A 23,085-nucleotide genomic window follows, 5' to 3' on the forward strand; every position below is an offset into this window, starting at 1 on the left:
TTTAAAATTGTTATTTTAAGTCTAAGCATTATTTGATCTGATTGATTTGTTTTGCTGTTGGAGCGACACCATTAATGAGTACTTCATAATTCTCAATAATTGGTGTATCAACATCATTCAAGTTAAAACTGATTTGGGTAACACCATTAGCCAAAATTGGAAAAGAACCCGAAATCTCTTTTGTCTTAACAACAACTAAATCATCTGTCATAAACTCTATAAGGATGCTAACATTATTAACTTCAGCATCTGTTTGGAACAAAATAAAATCGTCTGTATAATTAATTCCTCCTGAAGTTGTTTTCTTAGATCTGGAAACCGTCAAGTCTTCTTGTACAAATGTTTCATCAGCAACTTTATAACCACTACGTTTTACTTTTACATAAGTTTTAATATTGGTATAACTTGGATCAGCAACAATGTCTAGGGCTTTCAATCGTAACACACCAGTTCTCGCTAAAATATTCATCGTTAACTTATTAGCAAATGGAGATTCATAAGGCATTGCCGCTGAAATTTTAACCGCCTGATCAGCATTAGGTGATTGAGGAATAATCAAATCGTTTAGATTAACTGGAGAAGGAACCATTTGCTCTGGAATATCGGTTGCCAGGAATTTGTATTTTCCATTATCTAATGCAAAACGATAGTGCGAACTGTAGTTAGCAAAAAAATCACCGTCATTATTATAAATAAAAATGGGCTTTGTTGAAATACCTGTATTTAAACTCCAAGGTTCTCCATTTAACTGAATCACAAAATCCTTAACAATTGATGTATCATATTGTAGTACGTCTTTACTACAAGCCGTCATCAATAAAAGCAACATTCCAATTACAGCGATACTATTTCTTATCTTTTTCATACGCTGTAATTTTAAAATTGAAATTCATTAAAGAATAAAGCAGCACAAATACCAAGGATAGCAACATTGATTGATGTCCTCTTTTTTATATTGCTCCCGAATTTCAAACCGATTATTTTTTCTCCATTTTTTGATGTTGGAGACAATCCCGTGAGTTCAATAATTTGACTGCACGACACTATAAACATCCCTACCAATAGCGGCAGGATGAAAGTGCTAATTTGTTTCATAAGTTTAATAATTTAATAATAGTTAGTTAAAGCTTTGTCCCGAAAGACTTTTGGTTCGGATGTAAAACTAGATATAGCAATTATTTATTTGGTAGATAAATCACTTTTCAAGATGGGTGATATTACTAATGAAATAGCTCTTAATTTTGGAGCATTAAAAACGAGAAAAAAATTGATAAATAACAGGGGGTATTTAACTAAATAATAATAAAACCTATTCTACTCATTAAACAAATACGGCACACAAGTATTTAAAAATCAATATTTTAAATGTTAAAAATCCAACATTAATTACTATTTTAAAACACAGGGTAAAAAAATGATGAGGCTTTAAAAACCTCATCATTTTAAATTGTGGAATTACTCAAATACTCCCTTTAAAGTATTATTGTTGTAAATTTAATAACTTAATTATTTCTATTATCGATAAAGACGGCGGTATTCGGCTGGTGTGTAATTAAATTTAGATTTAAAGCACTTTCCAAAATATTTCAGATCACTAAAACCAACTTCAAAACAAATTTCTTTAATTAACAGATCTTCTTTTTTAAGCATTTCGGCAGCTTCATTTAATCGAATATCACGAATAAATACCACTGGTGACACTCCAGTCAAATCTTTTAATTTATTGAAAAAACTAGCACGTGACATACACATTAATTTTCCTAATTCTTCCACTGAGAAATCGGTTTTGGATACATTATCCTTAACTAATTTAATTACCTGAAACATGAATTTATGATCCTGATTTGAAATTTGCAAAGGTTCTTCGCCTGGAATTTCAGTAATATTACCACTAGAATATAAAATTTGAAGACGCTTACGTTGTTCTAAAACATTTTTAATCCTGGCTTTTAGATAACTCACATTAAAAGGTTTATCCATGTATTCATCAGCACCATATTCCATTCCTTCTAATTTAGATTCTATGGCTGTTTTGGCACTTAGCAAAATAACAGGAATATGACTCGTTGCAATGTTATTTCTGATTAATTTGAGCATTTCAATTCCATCCATTTGGGGCATCATAATATCACTAATAATAAAATCTGGTGATAGTCTTGCCGCTTTCAAATGTCCATCAATTCCATTCTCGGCAAGGTGAATTTTATATTCGCTTTCTAACACAGAAACTATAAAATTTCTTAATTCAGGATCATCTTCCACAACCAGACCTACAGGCTTGCCTTTTCTTATTTCTTCTTCTACTGTTACAACAGGCTCATTTTCGATTACAGTAATATTCTCTTCTAAATGCGTATCAGATTCCTCAAATAAAATAGCTACATCATCATTAAAATGATGATATCCTTTTAAAAAACAAAGTTGGAAACTACTGCCTTTACCAGCTACACTATCCACTACAATACTTGCGCTATGCTTATCGGCCAAATCTTTGACTATCGAAAGCCCAATACCTGTACTGGGATTGTTTGGATTTTCATTATAATTAGAAAAACGGATAAACAATCGTTTTTGGATAACAGGATTAATTCCCGGTCCATTGTCACTAACCTTTAATAAAACTTGTTTTTCAGTTTCTTCAACAATTATTTCTATTGTATCTCCTTTATGACAATATTTAAAAGCATTTGAAATTAGATTAATCAAAATTTTATCAAGGCTATCAGCATCTGCCCATATAATTGGTGTTGAAGCAATTATTTTTAGCTCTAAACGTATCTTACTTTGCAGGCTTATTTCTCGAAAATTTTCCCAAACCTTAGCCGCAAATTCTCCTAAATTGATGGTTTTAACTTCTAATTTTCTATTTTGAATTCTTCTTAAATCTAAAATCTGATTTACCAAATTCAACAATCGATTACTGTTTTTTTCAATTCCCTGTAACTGTGTTTTAATTGAATCTGGAACCTCATTGTCAGAAAGCATTTTTTCTAATGGAGCGGTAATCATAGTCAGCGGAGTTCGGATTTCATGTGAAATATCAGTAAAGAATTTCAACTTCAATTCAGATACTTCCTGTTGAATTTGCACATCATTTCGTAACCTGATTATAGTTGATAATGTACGTCTAATCAACATAAAAAGACCAACAGCCAACAAAATATAAAAAATTATAGCCAAATTAGTCCACCAAATTGATGGCAAAATTGTGATTTCAATTTCTCTTTGATTATCTACCCATAAATTATGAGCGTTAGTAGACGATATTAAAAACTTATATTTCCCTCTACTTAAATTAGTATAATTAATAGACTGCCCTCCTTTTATGTAATTCCATTGCTTATCTACACCTTCTAATTTATAACGATAAACAATATTTTCATTTTTAATATAATCAAGAGCTGCAAATTGTAATCTTAAAAAATTCTGGTCATGCTCTAATACCACTTTTTTAAGCAAATCTGGATTTCTAGGAGTATCTGTATTTACTTCATGTAATTCTTTATTATTTACTGAAAATCCAGTAATGGCTAAATAGGGTTTAAACTGGTAAGCTTTTATCTTTTCTGGTTTAAAATAAATAGCACCATTAGAATAACCCAAGACAATTTCACCATTGGCAAGACGGCATTTTGTAGCTTCTGAAAAAATTTCATTTCCAATAAGCGATTTTAATTCGGGAAAAGTTTCAGCAGTACTCTTTTTGGTATCAAATCGAACAATTTGATTGTCGCCCATGAGCCATATTTTTCCCAATTTATCCTCTTGCATAGCTACAACTTCATCAACTGGTAAAGCAACCGTTTCTTCTCCAAAAGATTGAATATCTAGCTTTCCATTTTTATTCAAATAAGCCAATTGCAAGCCTTTGCCGTTAGTTGCTAATGCCAATTTATTTTTTGATGTTACTAAAATATCAAGAATATCATTACCTGAAACTTGTGAAAAATCTTTGAATTTTAATTTGCCTAATGCTCTATTTTCGTCTGGAAAAGAAAACAGTTTATAAGAAGAAATAAAAAACAATTGATGCTCTCTATTTTCCACAATCGATCGTACTCTATCAGCTGATTTTATTGGATAATTTTTCCATTCGTTTCGATAATTAACAAAACGAATTCCATCTTTTGACTCTCGGATAAGATTTACTCCGCCTCCCCAAGTAGCCAAATAAATCTTACCCGAAGCAGCCTGAAAAATTTTATAAATATCATTCGCACTAATACTATAACGATTCAGCTCATTGTGCTTATAATGAACTACTTTATAATTAAAAGGTTTTCCGTTGGGGATTAGACAAAATAATCCGTTTCCTCTAGTTCCCACCCATACTCTACCTTTGTTATCTTCCAGCATGTGATAAATATCTGCTCCCCATCCTGGACTATTAGTAGACAAGGTTCCATCAGCGCCTAGCATACCTATTTTCTTTTTTCTAGAATCAAGTATTGTAATTTTTTGAGAACGACAGGATAGCCATAGATTTCCACGTTTGTCTTCCATTAAACTCCTAACATTATTTTTCTTTTTCTCTTCAAAGGAATCTAAATTTAAAACTGAGAAATTATTGTTATTAAAAATCATTAAATCCAAGCCTTTTCGATAAGAACAAAACCATAAATTTCCTAATTTATCAAATGTTGCTGTATGCATTACATCAGAAATTTCTACTGAGGATTCCTTTGTATAATGTGAAATAGACAACAATTTGTCCTGCTCTTTGTCCCAATAGCCTAATGCTCCACCTTTAGGTTGAATCCAAACTGACCCATTAGGTGCGGTGAGTAAAAATGTTTTTCTATCGACAATAACAATAGGGTCGCTGGTATCAACCTGCAGGTGTTTTAACTTTTTAGTATTCAAATCAAATCTATAAATTCCCGATGCTGAAGTTTCAAACCAAAAATATTTGGAATCAGTCAATCCCATATAATTAATAGTTCCGTTGGGGAATCCTGCTATTGTTTTGTTATTATAAACATCTAATTTTCCTGATTTTATATCATAATAACAAATACCTTCTGTATTGGTAACAATAAGTACTTTGCCTCCATTAACATATTTAATTTGAACTATATCTGAATTGATTCCTGATTGCACATCAAAAAATGTACTTGACTTTTTAGAATAACGTGTCAACTTACCATTAGTTCCAGCAAACCATAATTCATCATTTATTTCCACAACAGCACTAAATGAATAGGATTTACCAGAAAGTCTGGTCATGTTGAAAAAAAAATATTCTAGTTTTTCATCTCCTTTTTTTAACCTGCAAATACCTAAATCAGTCAAAAACCATGTATCACCAGTACTATCTTCAAATACATCATTAATTTTACGTCCACGAAGTTTAGCCTGATCAAAAACTATTTGTCTTACTTTCTTATTAGCATCTAGAACAATCAAGTAATTTTTGTTTACAGGAAACAACCACACTAAGCCTGAAGGCATCAATTTAAACTGATTAAAAGAGAGATTAGAAAACGTATTGTTTTGACTGTCCATAGGATAATGAAAACTTAGACTTTGAGTATCAAAATAGTAAACTTCTTCTTTTTCTGACTTGATCCAAATTCGTCCGTTTTTATCAAATTTAAAACTGGAAACACGATTAGACGATAAATTCAATTTCCCTCTTTGAACTACATCAAAATTTTGAAAAACATTCCCATCAAATCGAATCAGTCCATTATAAGTTCCCATCCAAATGAATCCTTTCGAATCCTGCTGAATATCGAGGATGTGCGACTGACTCAACTTTACGTCATGCGAAAAATGTTTTAGAACTCCAAATGGTTGAGAAAAACACAATTCGAAAATCAGACAAAAAAGAGTAACAATTATATTTCTTTTCAAAATTTATTTTTTAAAACTCATACTAATTACAAAAGTATCAAAATTCCAGTCTGAACCTAAAACGATACCACCTCCTAGCTAAATACCCCTTCTTAAATAGCATTTTGTCCCCTATTTGTAGTATTCTAAAAAATCGAAAAAAGAACATCAAGCTTTACAACATCCTTCAAATAGCAATTTACCCCAATGAAATGATACTTAAACCCCTAAATTTGTTTTAGTTGTATTCGAATAAGTAAAATCTTTCCTAAATTACATTACTCAATAATTGCTAAAAAGTTTAACCAAAAACAGTAATCACCAAAAAAATCAAATGAAAAAAAGAACCTATGTAGTGTTTTTTATAAACCTAATAACCACAACCACTTTTGCACAACAAGACCTCTCTTTTGAAAATCCCAATCTACCTATTGAACAGCGTGTAAATGACTTGGTCTCCAGAATGACGGTAGAAGAAAAAATTAGTCAATTGATGGATTCTTCACCTGCTATAGAGCGTCTTGGTGTACCAGAATACAATTGGTGGAACGAATCCTTACACGGAGTTGCCCGTGCGGGATATGCAACCGTTTTTCCGCAATCTATTTCCATTGCATCTTCTTGGGATCGCCAATTAATTTTTGATGTTGCCAATGCTATTTCGGATGAAGCTCGTGCCAAACATCATGAATATTTAAGAAGAGGACAACACGGAATGTATCAGGGATTGACATTTTGGTCACCCAATGTTAATATTTTTCGTGATCCACGTTGGGGACGCGGTCATGAAACTTATGGCGAGGATCCTTATCTTACTAGTCAATTAGGACTAAAATATGTAACCGGTCTTCAAGGCACTGATGAAAAATACCTTAAAGTAGTTGCCACTGCTAAACATTATGCGGTTCACTCAGGTCCTGAACCATCTCGTCATCAATTTAATGCTGAAACCAGTGACATAGATCTTTACGAAACTTACCTTCCTGCTTTCCGCACCTTAGTAAAAGAAGGTCATGTGTATTCGGTAATGGGAGCTTACAACCGTTTTAGAAGAGAATCGGCTAGTGCGAGTCCGTTTCTTTTCAATATTCTTCGAAAAGATTGGGGATTTAATGGTTACATCGTATCCGATTGTGGTGCTGTAACTGATATTTGGAAATACCATAAAATTACCAAAGATGCGGCTTCGGCTTCGGCTTTGGCAGTAAAAACAGGTTTAGATTTGGAATGCGGAAGTAGTTATAAATCATTAAAAGAAGCATTAGATAACAAATTGCTGACTGAAGCTGATATTGACATCACTTTAAAACGTTTGTTTACCGCACGATTTAAACTGGGAATGTTTGATCCAGAAGAAATGGTTCCTTATGCCCAAATCCCATTTTCAGTAAACAACAACTCGTCTCACGACTATCTGGCCCGAGTAGCTTCTCAAAAAAGTATTGTTCTTTTGAAAAATCAGAATAATACGCTTCCTCTTTCTAAAAACATCAAAACTGTTGCTGTTATTGGACCAAATGCCAATGATGTACAATCGTTATGGGGTAATTACAGCGGTATTCCTAGTAATCCAATCACTGTATTAAAAGGAATCCAAAACAAATTAGAACCGAATGCAAAAGTACTTTATGCAAAAGGAACTGATTTGGCTAAAGGTGTTCCTGAAATGAATGTGATACCGTCTGTTTATTTTCAAAATGAAAACGGAACACAAGGTTTAAAAGCAGAATATTTTGACAATAAAGAATGGGAAGGAAAACCGATTTTTACCCGTACAGATGATAATATTGATTTTCATTGGGATATTAATACTCCAGATCCTCGTATGAAAATGGGCAATTATAGTGTGAAATGGACGGGATATATTGTAGCACCAAAAACTGGAACTTATAGTATTTCTGAATGGTCAAAACCTTTTATGACTATCGAAATTGAAGGTGGAAAAAGTACTGGTGGAAAAAACAACCATCATCCACGCATTCGATCCCAAAAAATTGAATTGGAAGCTGAGAAAAAATACAAAATTGAGATTAAATACCAAAACAACTATGGCGATGCTATAGCACAACTTTTATGGGCGGAACCACAAGAAAATGTATTGCAAGAGGCTATTCAAATTGCTAATCAGGCGGATGCTGTAGTATTGGTTTTGGGATTAAATGAACGCTTAGAAGGTGAAGAAATGAAAGTAGAAGCAGATGGTTTTGATGGTGGAGATCGTACCAGTCTTAACTTACCATCCAATCAGGAAGAATTAATGAAAGCCATAGTAGCTACAGGAAAACCTGTAACTGTGGTTTTAATAAACGGAAGTGCGCTTTCTATCAATTGGGCCAATGATAATGTTCCTGCAATTTTAACCGCTGGATATCCAGGTCAACAAGGTGGTAACGCTATTGCTGATGTGCTTTTTGGCGATTACAATCCTGCAGGTCGATTACCCGTTACATATTACAAATCGGTAGACCAATTGCCTGATTTCGAAAACTATGATATGAAAGGTCGTACTTATCGTTATTTCGACAAAAAACCATTGTACCCTTTTGGATTTGGTTTGAGTTATACCAAATTCAAATATAGCAACATACAAATTCCAAATTCTATTGATGCTGAAAAAGATTTTGAGGTTTTGGTTGACGTAACTAATATTGGCGATCGTGACGGAGACGAAGTAGTTGAATTGTACCTAAAAGACGAAAAAGCCTCTACTCCACGCCCTATCTGGCAATTAGAAGGTTTTGAGCGAATCAATCTAAAAAAAGGAGAATCAAAAACTGTGCGTTTTAAAATGACTCCAAGACAATTATCATTAATCAATAAAAAAGGGCAACGCATTATAGAACCAGGATGGTTTACCATTGCTGTGGGAGGAAAATTACCTGATGATTCTGATGACATACAAAAAATTCGTTTCAATATTTCTAAAAAACCAACAATACTATTAGACAAATAGTGTCTAAGCTTTTAGAGAGTGTTCATTTTCTGCTAGCCTCTTAATTTTTTATAACATCCCCTTAATCATCATGTATTTAAGGGGATGTTTGTTTTTTTGATTATTTTTTGAATTATTAAAAATACTAAAACAAGCGAAATTAATTAGCCTTTTATAACCAACTCTCATTTCGTTTTATATTATTCATTTACTTTAAATACAAAATATACTTATTCTAGAGCAAATAATTTACTTTTATATTTTTTAACAGATAGCTATAAATTCAAAAAATGCTTGAAAATTTTCCTTTTTATCTAGCGATATTAATCGTTATTTTATTGTTGATCATGTTGGCAGATAAAATAAAAGTAGCTTATCCTATTCTATTAGTATTAGCAGGGTTGATTATTAGTTTTATTCCAGGTATTCCTGTAATTAATATTGAACCCGAACTTATATTTTTTATTTTTCTGCCCCCTTTATTGTATGAAGCGGCCTGGAAAATTTCATGGAAAGAAATGTGGCGTTGGCGACGCATTATTACCAGTTTTGCTTTTGTAGTGGTTTTTCTTTCGGCACTTTCGGTAGCATTGGTTGCTAATTATATCATTCCTGGTTTTTCATTAGCATTAGGTTTTTTATTGGGCGGAATTGTATCACCTCCCGATGCTGTAAGTGCTGGAGCTATTTTGAAATTTGTTAAAGTACCAAAATCAATTTCGTCAATATTAGAAGGAGAAAGTTTATTGAATGATGCTTCTTCATTGATTATTTTCAGATTTGCAATGATTGCCGTTGCAACAGAACAATTTATATTTTACAAAGCGGCATTGAATTTCAGTTGGATGATTATTGGTGGTGTTGGAATTGGCTTATTTATTGGATGGATTTTCATGAAAGCCCATCAATATATGCCTACTGATGCTAATATTGATATTGTTCTATCTCTGCTTACACCTTATGTAATTTATCTTGCTGCCGAGCAAGTGCATAGTTCTGGTGTATTAGCCGTAGTATGTGGCGGTTTACTTTTGGCTAATAACAGGCATCGTTTTCTTACAAGCAAATCGCGTTTACAAGGATTAAACGTTTGGGAAAGTTTCTGTTTTATATTAAACGGATTAGTTTTTATGCTTATCGGATTGGATTTACCTCAAATTACCAGAGGTCTGGAGGAAGCAAATATCAGCATTCCAACAGCTGTAGGTTACGGTATAATAATTACCGTTGTTTTAATGGTAAGCAGAATATTATCTTCTTACGGTGCAGTAATTATTACGCTAATTGCCCGAAATTTCATTACAGTTGCTGACAGCAGAAATCCCGGTCTCAAAGCGCCATTTATACTTGGATGGACTGGAATGAGAGGTGTTGTTTCCTTGGCAGCAGCATTATCAATTCCTGTTTATTTGAATAACGGTAATGGATTTCCACAGCGAAATCTAATTTTGTTCATCACTTTTATTGTTATCCTTTTAACATTATTAATTCAAGGATTAACATTGCCTTATTTTATTAGAAAAGCTCAATTTAAAACAATTGATAATGCTTTGTCACGTGATGAAATTTATAATACCATTCGACAAGAATTAGCCGAATTTGCTGTAAATCATTTGAAAACAAATTATAATAATCAGGTAGAAAGTAATGCTGCATTGCAACATCTAATTCAAAGATGGGAACAACATAGTAATAAAATAGAGGACGAATCCATTGCTATAGAACTTAAAGATATTTATCTCGATTTATTAAATCAGCAAAGACAATGGCTTATTAATAAAAATAAACAAGATCAAAGCTTAGACGAATCAATCATAAGAAGACAGATGCATTATTTAGACATTGAAGAAGAAAAATTGCGGTATTTATAGAAAAAATATTCTTTCTTTAAAATGAGTTTTTATAATATCCCAAATTCTAAAATGAGTTCATAAGAACATTAAACAGTATATAAAAAAAAGGAAAATAGACTGTTTTATAATCTTACTTTTCAAGTGAAATAAGTATTCTTTTTGAAGAATCAGATGCAATGATTAGACCAGCAACCATCATAATTACATCTTTAAGAACTAATCGACCTGCAGCGGATAGAAAGGGAAATCCGTAATACTTAGTTGGAAAATCACCGCCTAAATTTGGCACAAATACTTCTGGTGTAGTAATCAGAAACGATAAGGTTACTAGCGACATTATAAAAGTTAAAAGACCGCCTAACAAACCAATATTTGAGTAATAAATACCTAGTAAATGCATCGATCCAATTGCAATAATTACAAGCCCTAATAGTATTGAAAAAGTATAAGTTCCATTTTGTTCATGCCAAGCAATATTTTGTGCCACTTCCTGACCTTCAGGATTCTTATACTCTTTATATTCAGGAGCGTCTTTGTTATAGAAAAAACTCATCAAAGGACTATTAGCTACAAAGGGAACAATTCCATCCGCTTCATAGTGAAAAGCTTTAAGTCCGCCAATCCAAATCATCACAATGGCAACTGCAATCCTAATAAGGTTAATGAATTGCGGCTGAGTATTTGCTAAAAACTGTAGTCCTGCTAATAAAATTCGTTTCATAATAAATTGTTCTGATTATTTATAAAAACAAATTTATAACGAATATTTTTGCTTTAAAATGGACAAAAAGGGATATTACTTGGACAAATAAGCTACTTTAGAAATGCCTACTCTATTTCTAAAAGCTTGCGGAGAAATTTGTGTATGTTTCTTAAAAAAACGACTAAAATAATATTCGTCGTTAAATTGTAATTGATAAGCGATTTCTTTAATGCTAAGAGTAGTAAGATGGAGCATTTTTTTGGCTTCCAATATCAATCGATCTTGAATGAGTTGGGAAGGGGTTTTACCAAAATACTTAATGCTTTTTTTGGCAAGTGTGTTAGACGAAATAGATAGTATTTCTGCATATTCATTAGGCTTATGAAGTGTCAAATATTTTTCATCTAACAGCAGCCTAAACTGTTCCATTTTCTCATCTTTAGTACTAACAGCAGCCTTCTTTTCCATACTTCTCAACTTAATGGTACTGCATTTTGCTAGCACAACTTGCAAATAGGATTTTAAAATCATCTCCGAAGAACTAGAATCTATAAGTTCTTCTTCTAAGCGTTTTAACAATTGGCAAAAATCGTAATGCTGCTGCTCCGAAAGAATTACCGAAGGTTCTAAATAGATATTATTAAAAAGCAATCCATTGCATGCTACTTCATCCCGATGAATTTCAATACAATAAAAATCACCATGAAATTTTAAGAGTGTATACTCAGTATTCTTCAACTGTTCTATAAAAATAGTTTGAAGAGGGGTAGAAAAAAGTAATATGGGACCCGAAAAATGAAAAGAAGCAAAATCAGCATGATAAATACCTTCCCCTTTATGGATTAAAATTATAGTATATTCAGATAACTGAATAGGATTTTTTAAAGAGAAACTTTCGCTTTTTTCAATACCAATAAGACATTCTCCATTATCTCCTAAAATATTTTTCATAACTCACTGCTTATTGAATTGAATACAAAACTATTAAATCTATTATTTAAAATAGCTTGAAAAATCACCTAAAACAGTAATCCTTCATTAGTTCTTATGATCACTGATTATGTGTGTTTTTTATTTTATATTGAATCCAATCGACTTAACCTCATTAACAGCCCTGAAGAACATCATTAAATAAAACGGTTTTTTCTTTCTTTTTTTATAAAAAAATGATTTTAATCGATATTTATATACATTTAATCGGTGTTTTAATTAAAAAGACATTACTTTTATTCCATACAAAACCCCCATATTGTATAAGAATAGTTAATTTAATCTTAAAATTTAAAACAACTGTTTTATACAATAGTAAATATTAACCTGATGTATGGAAAAACTTTACTCAAAAAAGACAAAAAACAAATTTTACTTATTAATTCTTTTTGCTGTATTTACATTCCCTAATTTAGTTGCAGCTCAATCTCTTACCTCTCCTCAAGTCAATTTTACGCAAAGAACTGCGGCAACTAGTCCTGCCAAAACTATTTATAACATTAATGGAGATTTTACGATGTTAGGCAATACCAACTTAACACTTGTTAATTATGATAACACAATCAACAATGAAAGTAACTTTATGAAATACGTCGATGTAGATGGTGACAGCAATACATTGAATTCTTCTATGGCAACACTTGAACTTTCAAATTCAGGAGAAAACAGTGCCAACCAAGATTGCTCTACCGTAATTTTTGCGGGGCTTTATTGGACGGGAAAATCTCAGGATGCGGATACTTTTACAGTTTCAACTGCTACTCATGGATCTACTATTCCAAACACTAATTACACACTAAATATAACTAGAGGGGGAACAAATAGTAATCGATATCCTATTTATACCTTTACAGGTAATGGTCATAGTTATGTTTTTAATTTTTCCAATGCTGCAGCAAGTGGTACTTCCACTGTTACACTTACTTTAGATGGTATTTCACAACCCGCCATAAATGTAACCTATAACGCTGGAAGAGCAACATTTACAACCCCCTTTACATCTAATCCTGCTTTTGGAACAAGTTTTACTTTAACGGAATTAACAAGAGCTACAGGAACAAATGAAACTGAATTTACATATCGAGCAAATGGTTATGCTAGCATCAATAACTACTCATCTAAAAATTACGATAAGAAAGTTATTTCATTAAAAGGTCCCGGAGCCACTTCTTACACTTCTGTAACTTCAAATTCAGACATTTATTTCCCTGGATCTGCATTAAGTGGAATATTTATTGGCTATCAAGAAGTTACCGATTATGTTAAAACTCATGGCTCTGGAGCTTATACTGTGGCTGATATAGCTTTAATAGAAGGAACAAATTCAAATCCTGGTTATTTTGGAGGATGGGTAATGATTGTTATATATGAAAACCCATTAATGAAAAGCCGGGCTGTAACCCTTTTTGATGGTTGTGCATACGTAAATGGACAACGTAGTGGTGGTGGCGAATTTGGAAACATTCCTATTTCAGGGTTTACTACAGTAGATTCTGGTCCTGTAAATATGAAACTAGGTGTAATGGCTGCAGAAGGAGATGTTGGAACAGCTTCAGGAAGAACTGATTACTTGGCAGTTCAAAAACTAAATGCTGACCCAACTACTTATAATACTACCAATTACTTAACATTAAATCATGCTAACAATACACAAACTAACTTCTTTAATTCTTCTATATTTCCACAGCCAGCAGTTGGAACGAGTAATCCTATTTTACAGAATAACACAGGTGTCGATTTTAGTATGTTTACTATCCCAAATGCAGATAACTTAGTCATAGGCAACAATCAAAGCTCAACGACCTTTAGATTTGGTTCTAACTACGAAGTTTATTCTATTTTTGGTTTTGCTATGTCTGTTGATTCTTATGTTCCTGAACCAAAAGGGTTAATTAGTGTCAATTCAATTAACAATGTTACCAACCCAACAGTTCTAAATGCTTTGCCTGGACAAGCCATCAATTATGCTCTCACTATTAGCAATTCAGGAACTGAAGCCATAAATAACACTATTGTAAGTATTCCGATACCCGAAACTGCCATTTTTAATACAGGTGGCATTATTTCATTCAACACTTACCACAATTTTAATCCTACTAACCCACCTGCTTATGATGAAGGAACTAACAGTATTGTATGGAATTTAGGGACTTTACCCATTACTGCTGGTCATCCAGAATATATTTATGCTGATTTAAGTTTCAATCTTAATGTTACTGATGATTGTAGTATCATAATAAATGAAGGTTGTAATCCTAGAGTATCTTTAGAAACAGGAAATATTACTGGTGTTGGAGCAATTTCAGGAAATCCCTCAACTGAATATTTTTTTCAAGGCTATGATGATTCGGAATGTAAAAAACCAATTGAGGGTTCTATAATAGTAGCTATAGATGGTACTTCCTGTTTGTCAACATTAGCTGGCAATAACCAAATAACTTCATGCGGTTCAGAATCAGTACAATTAGAAGCGACTTCTGGATCAACAGGACTTTGGTCAATTATTAATGCTCCTGCTGGCGATGGCGAAATATTTTCTGATATTACTAGTCCAAATTCTGAATTTTACAGCCCTAATAATGGTATTTATACTTTAAGATGGACTGTCTCTGGAGCTGGTGAATGTCCTGATGTTAGTGATGATGTAGAAATAACGTTCAATCCATGCAGTCATCTTGATTTTGATGGAACGGATGACAACGTTAACTTCAAAGACAATTTCAACTTTAATAGTGGTTCTTTTAGTATCGAAGTTTGGATTAAATCAGAAGCTACAAATGGAAATATCCAAACTATTTTATCAAAACGAAATGCAGCTAACTTAAATGATGGCTATGATTTAAGATTAGTCAATAATATTATTTCGTTCCATTGGAACAACGGAAATTCCATTAGCTCCAATTATGCTATCAATACAGACAGATGGTATCATGTTGCGGTTACTTTTGATGGAAACAATTACTATATGTATGTTGATGGAGTAAGTGTTCACAATGCAGTTGCTGGAGCAAACCCAATTGCAAACAGTAACGCAAGATTTATCCTAGGAGCAATGGCACAAAATACTGTTTTCCCATACACTCCTATTCACTATTTTGATGGATGGATGGAAGAACTACGCATTTGGAATGTAGCACTAACCGAAGCTCAAATACACCAAATGATGAATCAAAAAATTCAGCAGGACAATACTGCTATTTTAGGTTCAACGGTACCTTTAAACATCCCTGATTTATCATGGAATAATTTAGAAGGATATTATCAAATGGTGCAAGCAACTGATTTAAATAATGGGTATTTAATAGATAAAAGTGCAAATATTCGTAATGGAAAATTATTAAACATTTACACTCCACAACCTGAAACAGCTCCTTTACCTTATACCTCTACAGCTGATGGAGTCTGGGAGACAAACAACACTTGGACACATGGTGATGTATGGAACATTCCAAATACAACTGCAATAAATAATACTACTTTTATTGATTGGAACATTGTTAAAACAGACCATAATATCACAACTGCAGGCAACAAAACAGTTTTAGGATTATTGGTTACCAGCAATGTCATTAGCGCAAATAGCGATAACAAAATAGAAATTTCTCATTATTTAAAATTAGACGGAAAAATTGATCTGGTAAACAAATCACAGTTAGTACAAACCCAAGGAAGTGTTTTAGATGTTAATAGTAGTGGGACTATAGAAAGAGACCAGCAAGGTCAATCTAATTTATTCAATTACAATTATTGGAGTTCCCCTGTTGGTGGATTGAGTACTACTGCCAATAATATAAATTACTCTGTGGGAAGTGTAATGAAAGATGGCACCACAACTACACCACAAAATATCAAATGGGTTGGAGGAGACAATGGAGCACCAACCACCCCCATAAGTACTGCTCGCTATTGGCTTTTTAAATTTGATAATTATGCAAATGCTTACGCCAATTGGGTACAAATGAATGAAAACTCAACAGTTAGAGTGGGACAAGGTTATACTATGAAAGGCAGTGGAGCGGCTACACCTACTCAAAACTACACTTTCGTAGGAAAACCGAACAATGGGTTAATTAATTCTAATTCTGTAAGTGACAATCAGTTATTACTAGCAGGAAATCCATATCCTTGCTCCTTAGATAGCTATGCTTTTATTAATGACAACGTCAATTCAATAAACGGATCCATCTATTTTTGGGAACATTACGCCAGCAATAACAGTCACTTCTTAAAAGATTATCAAGGAGGCTATGCTATCAGAAACCTAACTGGAGGTGTAGCACCATCATCTGCCAATGTAGATTTTATAAGTAAACAAGGAACTCCATCAAGAGGAATTCCTAACCGTTTTATTCCAGTTGGACAAGCTTTCTTATTAATTGGAAAATCGGGAGCTGGAGGTACAATTACTTATGACAACAATCAAAGAGCTTTCCATAAAGAAGATGATGCTGAAAATTCTAATGTGATATTCAAAGTAAATACTCCTACCAAAACTTCATGGAGAAATAGTGATAATGATGCTGTAGTGGAAGAAAAACATAAAAAAATTCGCTTAGGATTTACCTCTTATAACGATTACCACAGACAACTATTATTAGGCTTTATAGACGAAAAAGCCACTGATGGAATCGATTTTGGTTATGATGCTCATAATATGGATAATTTTCCTAATGATATGTTTTTCTTAATTGGAGGCAATCGATTTGTAATTCAAGGAGTTGGTGCTTTCGATAAAAATGCTTCTTATCCAATTGGTGTAAAAACAAGTGCCGAGGGAACCGTAAAATTTATGATTGATGAAGTAGATAATTTCGACCCTAATCAAGCTATTTATATTTTTGATAGTGAAACTAATGTCTATAATAACATTCGAGAAAAAAACTACGAAGTCAACTTAACTACAGGAATAAACACGACACGATTTTCTTTACGCTTCTATAATCCAGCCGATGCTCCAATTGAACCAGAAGAGCCTGCAAAGCAACTTGAAAACGAAAATTGTGAAATTATATACATTCAAAAATCAGACAATATTAATGTTAATAATAGTTTTGAAAATAGTAAAGTTAAAAAGATAAGACTTTATAACAGCTCTGGAGTTGAAATTGAAAATTGGAAAATTCAAGAAAACCGAAACCAATCTAATATTCAGGTTCATATCAAAAAGAAAAGATTAGGTCTGTATATTGTAAAAGTAGAAACTACTAAAGGCGATTTTACTAAGAAAATAATTATTCAATAAAATAATTACAAAGCGTTTATTTGATATCTTTTGAAATAAACAAAACTAGATGAGTCGTCCCAAAATTTGATTAATACAATCATTTTGGGATGATTTTTTTTGCATACATCTTACTCTTCTCTATTCTAATTAATTAGCCCAGAAACTCTATGTAGTTTATTAAATTTTTCGAAAAATAATATAGTAAGAAATTGATACTATAGTTTTTATTTCTACATTTGCATTATTTTTATTTATTCTAAATAGACTAAATAGATTAAACCAAAAGAAAAAAGCAATATCTAATCGAAAAACAATATAATAATGAAGAAAAATCTATTTGTTTCCCTTGCCTTGGCTACTACTTTCTTGGCAGTAGCTCAACAAAAAAATTCGCTTTTAGAACAATCTTTTTGGAAATTATCTCCTGATGTTAGTGTAGTAAAAGCAGAAATAGCAAAAGGAAATAATCCGTCAGAAAATAACCGAATGGCTTTTGATGCTGTAGTTTATGCAATAAACAATGATGCTCCTGCTGAAACAATTAAATTTTTACTAGAACAACCCGGAAATCCAGTTAGCAAACCTACTCATGATAGTCGTATCTATCTTCACTGGGCTGCTAATAAAGGAAATGTTGAAATAGTAAATTATTTAATTGGTAAAGGTTCAGATATCAATCTTGAAGACAGCCACGGAACAACTCCAATAACATTTGCAATTAATGCCGGACAAAAAAACACAGCTATTTACGATGCTTTCTTCAAAGCGGGATTAGATGTTAAGAAAAAATACAGAGACGGCGCTAGTCTTTTGCTTTTGGCTATACCAAATGACAAAGATTTGACTTTAACTAATTATTTTATTGCTAAAGGATTATCATTAAAAGACACGGATAACAAAGGAAACACTGCCTTTAATTATGCTGCAAGATCAGGAAATATAGAATTTCTAAAAACACTTTTACAAAAAGGAGTAAAACCTACTGATAATGCAATTATTATTGCTGCACAAGGTTCTCGTCGGGATGCCACTACTATTGAAACTTTTCAATATTTAGTAGATGATTTAAAGTTAAAACCAACTGTAGTTTCTGCTGATGGAGAAACCGTTTTACATAGTTTAGTACGCAAACCTAATCAAACTGAAATTATCAATTACTTCATAAGCAAAGGAGTTGATGTTAACAAAGCAGATAATGATGGAAATACTGCTTTAATTAACGCGGCATCTGGAAGAGATACTGAAGCTTTAGAATTATTACTTTCAAAAGTGAAAGACGTGAATGTTCAAAATGCAAAAGGAGAATCAGCTTTGTCTGTAGCAGTCCAATCAGGAAGTCCTAAAGCAGTTGAACTTTTATTAAGTAAAAAAGCCAATATTAATGTTTTAGACAAAGACAACAACAACTTAGGGTATTACTTAATCCAATCGTATCGCCCACAAATGATGGGAGGACGTGGTCCTGAATCTAGCAATAATGCTCCTAAAGAAGATTCTTTTGCAATGAAATTAAAATTATTACAAGATAGTGGATTGAACTTAGCTCAGGCTCAAAAAGACGGAAGCAGCTTGTATCATTTTGCTGTTCTAAAAAATGATTTAAATTTACTTGAAAAGATTGCTAATTTAAACATTGATGTCAATACAAAAAATAAAGATGGATTAACTGCATTGCACAAAGCAGCCATGATTGCAAAAAATGATTTGATAATAAAATACCTATTGTCAATTGGTGCTAAAAAAGACATTAAAACTGAGTTTGACGAAAGTGCTTATGACTTAGCTAAAGAAAACGAAACCTTAACTCAAAACAACATTTCTGTTGAAATTTTAAAATAACAAAATGAAATCTATTATTAAAACAGCCTTAGCAGGCGCATTCATCTTCCTTATTTCTTTTCAGGCTACAGCACAAAGTAGTAAATACAAATGCATGCTTCAAATGTCAAATTATGTTGGCGAAGGTGCTTATGTAGTAGTTTCTTTAATTAACGCCAAAGGAGAATACGAAAAAACACTTTACGTGATGGGAGACGACAAAAAATGGTACAATAGTTTAAAAGAATGGCATAAATTCAACTCTAAAAAACCAACTAACATTAGTGCTATTACAGGAGCTTCTGTTACAGGTGGTGACCGCAGTATTACAACTTTCGAAATTGACAATGCTAAAATTAATAGCGGTTATAAATTGCGTTTTGAATCGGCAGTAGAAGACCAAAAATACCATGTTTCTGATGTTGAAATTCCTCTTACAACAGCTGGAATTGCGGCTAAATCTGAAGGAAAAGGATACATCCGTTACGTAAGATTAAGCAAAATATAATAGCATACTAGATGACTCTTTCTTTTTGGCGGTACTCACACCTCGCTTTGGCGGTATTTTCTGCTGCATTTTTAATTATCGCATCCGTAACAGGTACTATACTTGCGGTAGATGCTATACAGGAGAAAATACCACCGCATCGGGTGGAAAATTTCGATGATATTACTTTGGGACAAACTTTGCCTACATTACGTAAAACCTATCCCGAAATAACCGAATTAAGTATCGACCACAATCAGTTTGTAACCCTACAAGCAATTGATAATGATGGAAACGATGTCAATGGGTATATTGATCCTACAACAGGAAAAATCATTGGCACACCAACTAAAAAAAGTGATTTTATTAATTGGGTTACTGGACTACACCGTTCTTTATTTCTACATGAAACGGGACGAATTTTTATAGGAATTAATTCTTTTTTATTAGTATTAATTGCTCTTTCAGGTTTTGCTCTTGTCATCAATAGACAGCGAGGTTTACGCAACTTCTTTTCTAAAATTATCAAAGAATATTTTGCACAATACTACCATGTTTTATTGGGACGCTTGGCATTAATTCCCATATTGATTATAGCGCTTTCGGGAACTTATTTGTCAATGGATCGTTTTCATCTTTTCGAAAATGAAAATGAAAACCAAACCGAAAATCCAACCACAACTCAAACTAAAAAAACATTCGATTTAAAAAATACTCCTTTAGCGAATGTTACTAAAATAGAGTTTCCTTTTTCAGATGATCCTGAAGATTATTACATCTTTGAATTAAAAGACCGAAAAATTGAAGTCGATCAATATTCGAATGCGATTGTTTCCGAAGAACAATTCCCTACTACAAAATTGTTATCCGATTTAAGTTTGGACTTACACACTGGAAGAACAAATAGTATCTGGGCATTTATCATCGGATTAGCGTCTTTAAACATTCTGTTTTTTATCTATTCCGGATTTGCTATGACCTTTAAAAGAAGAGCAAGCCGTATTAAAAATAAATTTAAAGCTGAAGAAAGCAAATACATTTTATTAGTGGGTTCAGAAAACGGAAGTTCGCTTCGTTTTGCCAATGCAATCCTCAAACAATTAAATGATCAAGGTAAGAAAGCACACCTTGCTCAATTAAATAATTACACCAGCTATCCAAAAGCAGAACATTTACTAATTTTCACCTCAACTTATGGTCTGGGTGATGCGCCTTCTAATGCGAGTAAATTTGTAACTCTTTTAGAAAAAAATTCGCAACAACAACCAATTAATTATTCTGTAATTGGTTTTGGTTCCAAATCCTATCCTGATTTTTGTGGTTATGCTAAAGAAGTTGATGCCCTTTTAGAAACTAAAGCCTGGGCAAATCGCTTGTTAGAATTGCAAACCGTAAATGATAAATCAGCCGAAGAATTTGTCAATTGGGTACAATTATGGAGTGCCAAAACGGGAATTTCACTGAGCACTACCCCATCGGTTTACAATCATATTCCAAAAGGATTACAACAATTAATGGTTTTAGACAAAACTACTATTTCAGAAACGGACCAAACTTTTTTATTGACTTTAAGAGCCGGAATACGAAGCAAATTCACATCGGGAGATCTCTTGGCCATTTATCCGGCTAATGATAATCGGGAACGTTTGTATTCTATTGGAAAAAGGAATGGAAATCTTCAATTAGCCGTAAAATTGCATCCCTCTGGTTTGGGTTCTGGATTTTTATACAATCTAAAACCTGGAGATACCATTAAATCTCAAATCATTAGCAATCATGCTTTTCATTTTCCAAAAAAAGCAAGCCAGGTCGCTCTAATTTCTAACGGAACAGGAATTGCTCCTTTTCTGGGAATGATTGCACAAAACAAGAAAAAAACAGATATTCATTTGTATTCAGGTTTCCGTCAGGAAACTGAAATTACCAAACATTATCAGGATTTTGCTAATGAAATGATTCAAAAGCAATATTTAAAACAATTTCATTTAGCTTATTCCCGCGCAGCCAATCATCATTATGTGATGGATTTAATCCAAATTGACGCTGATTTCTTTGCCCAATTATTAAAAAATGGTGGCATAATCATGATTTGTGGCGCACTGGCTATGCAATTTGATGTCGAAAAAGTATTGGATGCTATTTGTATTTCTAAAAATAACGCAACACTTACTGAGTACAAAGTCAAAGGACAAATCCTGACGGATTGTTATTAATTTCTATGTAATATTCGAATGAAAACAAAATCCTTATCAATAGTAAGCTTTTTTACTTTTCTGCTATTTGGTTTATCTTGTCATTCGCAAGTTTTACGAAAAAGAACAACAATGCTTATGGGCGGTCGTTTTGATATTAATATTGTAGCGCAGGATTCTCTTTCTGCCGAACAAAATATTGATATCATTGTTGCCGAGATTGACCGTATTGAACACCTCATCTCCGATTGGAAACCCACATCTCAAGTTTCAGAAGTCAACCAGAATGCAGGAATTCGTCCTGTAAAAGTGGATAAAGAAGTTTTTGAATTGGCTAAAAGAGCTTTACACTTTTCTAAAATCACCAATGGCGCTTTTGATATTAGCTTTGCTGCAATGGATCGAATTTGGAAATTTGATGGTTCCATGACCGAAATGCCTTCGGCGGAAGCCATAAAAAAATCAGTTGAAAAAGTAGGTTATAAAAACATTATTCTGGACAGTATCAATTCGACTATTTTCCTGAAATTAAAAGGAATGAAAATTGGATTTGGAGCACTTGGCGAAGGTTATGCCACCCACAAATGCCAACAAATGATGCTCGCCAAAGGAATTGAATCCGGAATTGTAAATGCCACCGGCGACATGAGTGTTTGGGGAACACAGCCTAACGGCAAACCTTGGAATATTGGCATCACAAATCCTTTTGATCCAAGCCAAATTTTAGCTACAATTTCACTAAAACAAGACGCTGTGACTACTTCTGGCTCTTATGAAAAGTTTGTTGTTTTTAACGGGAAACGTTATTCACACATTATCAACCCAACAACAGGTTATCCTGCAACGGGATTCTGTAGTGTAACTGTTTTTGGTCCTAATGCTGAAACGGCTAATGGTTTTAGTACCTCGGCTATGGTTTTAGGTAAAAAAGAAGCAATTCAGCTTTTAAAGAAATATCCTGAGTATTATTTTATTATGATTACCGATTCAGGGAAAATGATAAAGTCTAAAAACTTCCCCAAACATCAATTAAAGAAATACAAAAACTAGA

11 protein-coding genes are annotated in these 23,085 nt (G+C 32.9%); 7 read left to right on the forward strand and 4 right to left on the reverse strand.

All coding sequences use genetic code 11. The annotated features are described in order from the left end of the window. Positions 1-28: 28 nt before the first annotated feature. Positions 29-865, reverse strand: coding sequence for a hypothetical protein (locus AAGV33_RS13090; protein ID WP_373392491.1), 837 nt, complete (start codon positions 863-865; stop codon positions 29-31). A 650-nt stretch (positions 866-1,515) separates the two neighbouring features. Then, complete coding sequence (locus tag AAGV33_RS13095) at positions 1,516-5,856, reverse strand: hybrid sensor histidine kinase/response regulator transcription factor (RefSeq protein WP_373392492.1); 4,341 nt, start codon at positions 5,854-5,856, stop codon at positions 1,516-1,518. 313 nt (positions 5,857-6,169) lie between these two features. On the opposite strand from AAGV33_RS13095, the gene AAGV33_RS13100 reads away from it, so the two are divergent. Continuing rightward, positions 6,170-8,788, forward strand: a complete 2,619-nt coding sequence (locus AAGV33_RS13100) for a beta-glucosidase (RefSeq protein WP_373392493.1) — start codon at positions 6,170-6,172, stop codon at positions 8,786-8,788. Positions 8,789-9,057: 269 nt separating this feature from the next. Beyond that, a complete protein-coding gene (locus AAGV33_RS13105) occupies positions 9,058-10,638 on the forward strand; it encodes a Na+/H+ antiporter (RefSeq protein WP_373392495.1) in 1,581 nt (526 codons plus the stop codon). A 112-nt stretch (positions 10,639-10,750) separates the two neighbouring features. Here AAGV33_RS13105 and AAGV33_RS13110 read toward each other — a convergent pair whose 3' ends face one another. Both AAGV33_RS13110 and AAGV33_RS13115 read right to left on the reverse strand, forming a co-directional pair. Beyond that, on the reverse strand, positions 10,751-11,341 hold the full coding sequence (locus AAGV33_RS13110; protein WP_373392496.1) for a DUF417 family protein: 591 nt from the start codon (positions 11,339-11,341) through the stop codon (positions 10,751-10,753). Between the two features lie 75 nt (positions 11,342-11,416). Then, complete coding sequence (locus tag AAGV33_RS13115; RefSeq protein ID WP_373392497.1) at positions 11,417-12,274, reverse strand: helix-turn-helix domain-containing protein; 858 nt, start codon at positions 12,272-12,274, stop codon at positions 11,417-11,419. A 373-nt stretch (positions 12,275-12,647) separates the two neighbouring features. Between AAGV33_RS13115 and AAGV33_RS13120 the strand changes: the two genes are divergently transcribed. The 5 genes from AAGV33_RS13120 (at position 12,648) to AAGV33_RS13140 (ending at position 23,084) form a co-directional block, all read left to right on the forward strand. Continuing rightward, positions 12,648-17,555 carry a LamG-like jellyroll fold domain-containing protein gene (locus tag AAGV33_RS13120; protein WP_373392498.1) on the forward strand — a complete coding sequence of 1,636 codons (4,908 nt, stop codon included), beginning with the start codon at positions 12,648-12,650 and terminating at the stop codon, positions 17,553-17,555. Between the two features lie 303 nt (positions 17,556-17,858). After that, positions 17,859-19,376: an ankyrin repeat domain-containing protein gene (locus AAGV33_RS13125; protein ID WP_373392500.1), complete on the forward strand. Its 1,518-nt coding sequence runs from the start codon at positions 17,859-17,861 to the stop codon at positions 19,374-19,376. Between the two features lie 4 nt (positions 19,377-19,380). Beyond that, entirely contained in the window at positions 19,381-19,863 is a 483-nt protein-coding gene (locus AAGV33_RS13130; protein WP_373392501.1) for a DUF2271 domain-containing protein, read from the forward strand. A gap of 11 nt (positions 19,864-19,874) precedes the next feature. Beyond that, positions 19,875-22,055, forward strand: a complete 2,181-nt coding sequence (locus AAGV33_RS13135; protein ID WP_373392502.1) for a PepSY domain-containing protein — start codon at positions 19,875-19,877, stop codon at positions 22,053-22,055. A gap of 18 nt (positions 22,056-22,073) precedes the next feature. Then, positions 22,074-23,084, forward strand: a complete 1,011-nt coding sequence (locus AAGV33_RS13140; RefSeq protein WP_373392504.1) for an FAD:protein FMN transferase — start codon at positions 22,074-22,076, stop codon at positions 23,082-23,084. Position 23,085 lies beyond the last annotated feature (1 nt).

Source organism: Flavobacterium magnesitis (assembly GCF_041729735.1).
In the GTDB taxonomy this organism is placed as follows: domain Bacteria; phylum Bacteroidota; class Bacteroidia; order Flavobacteriales; family Flavobacteriaceae; genus Flavobacterium; species Flavobacterium magnesitis.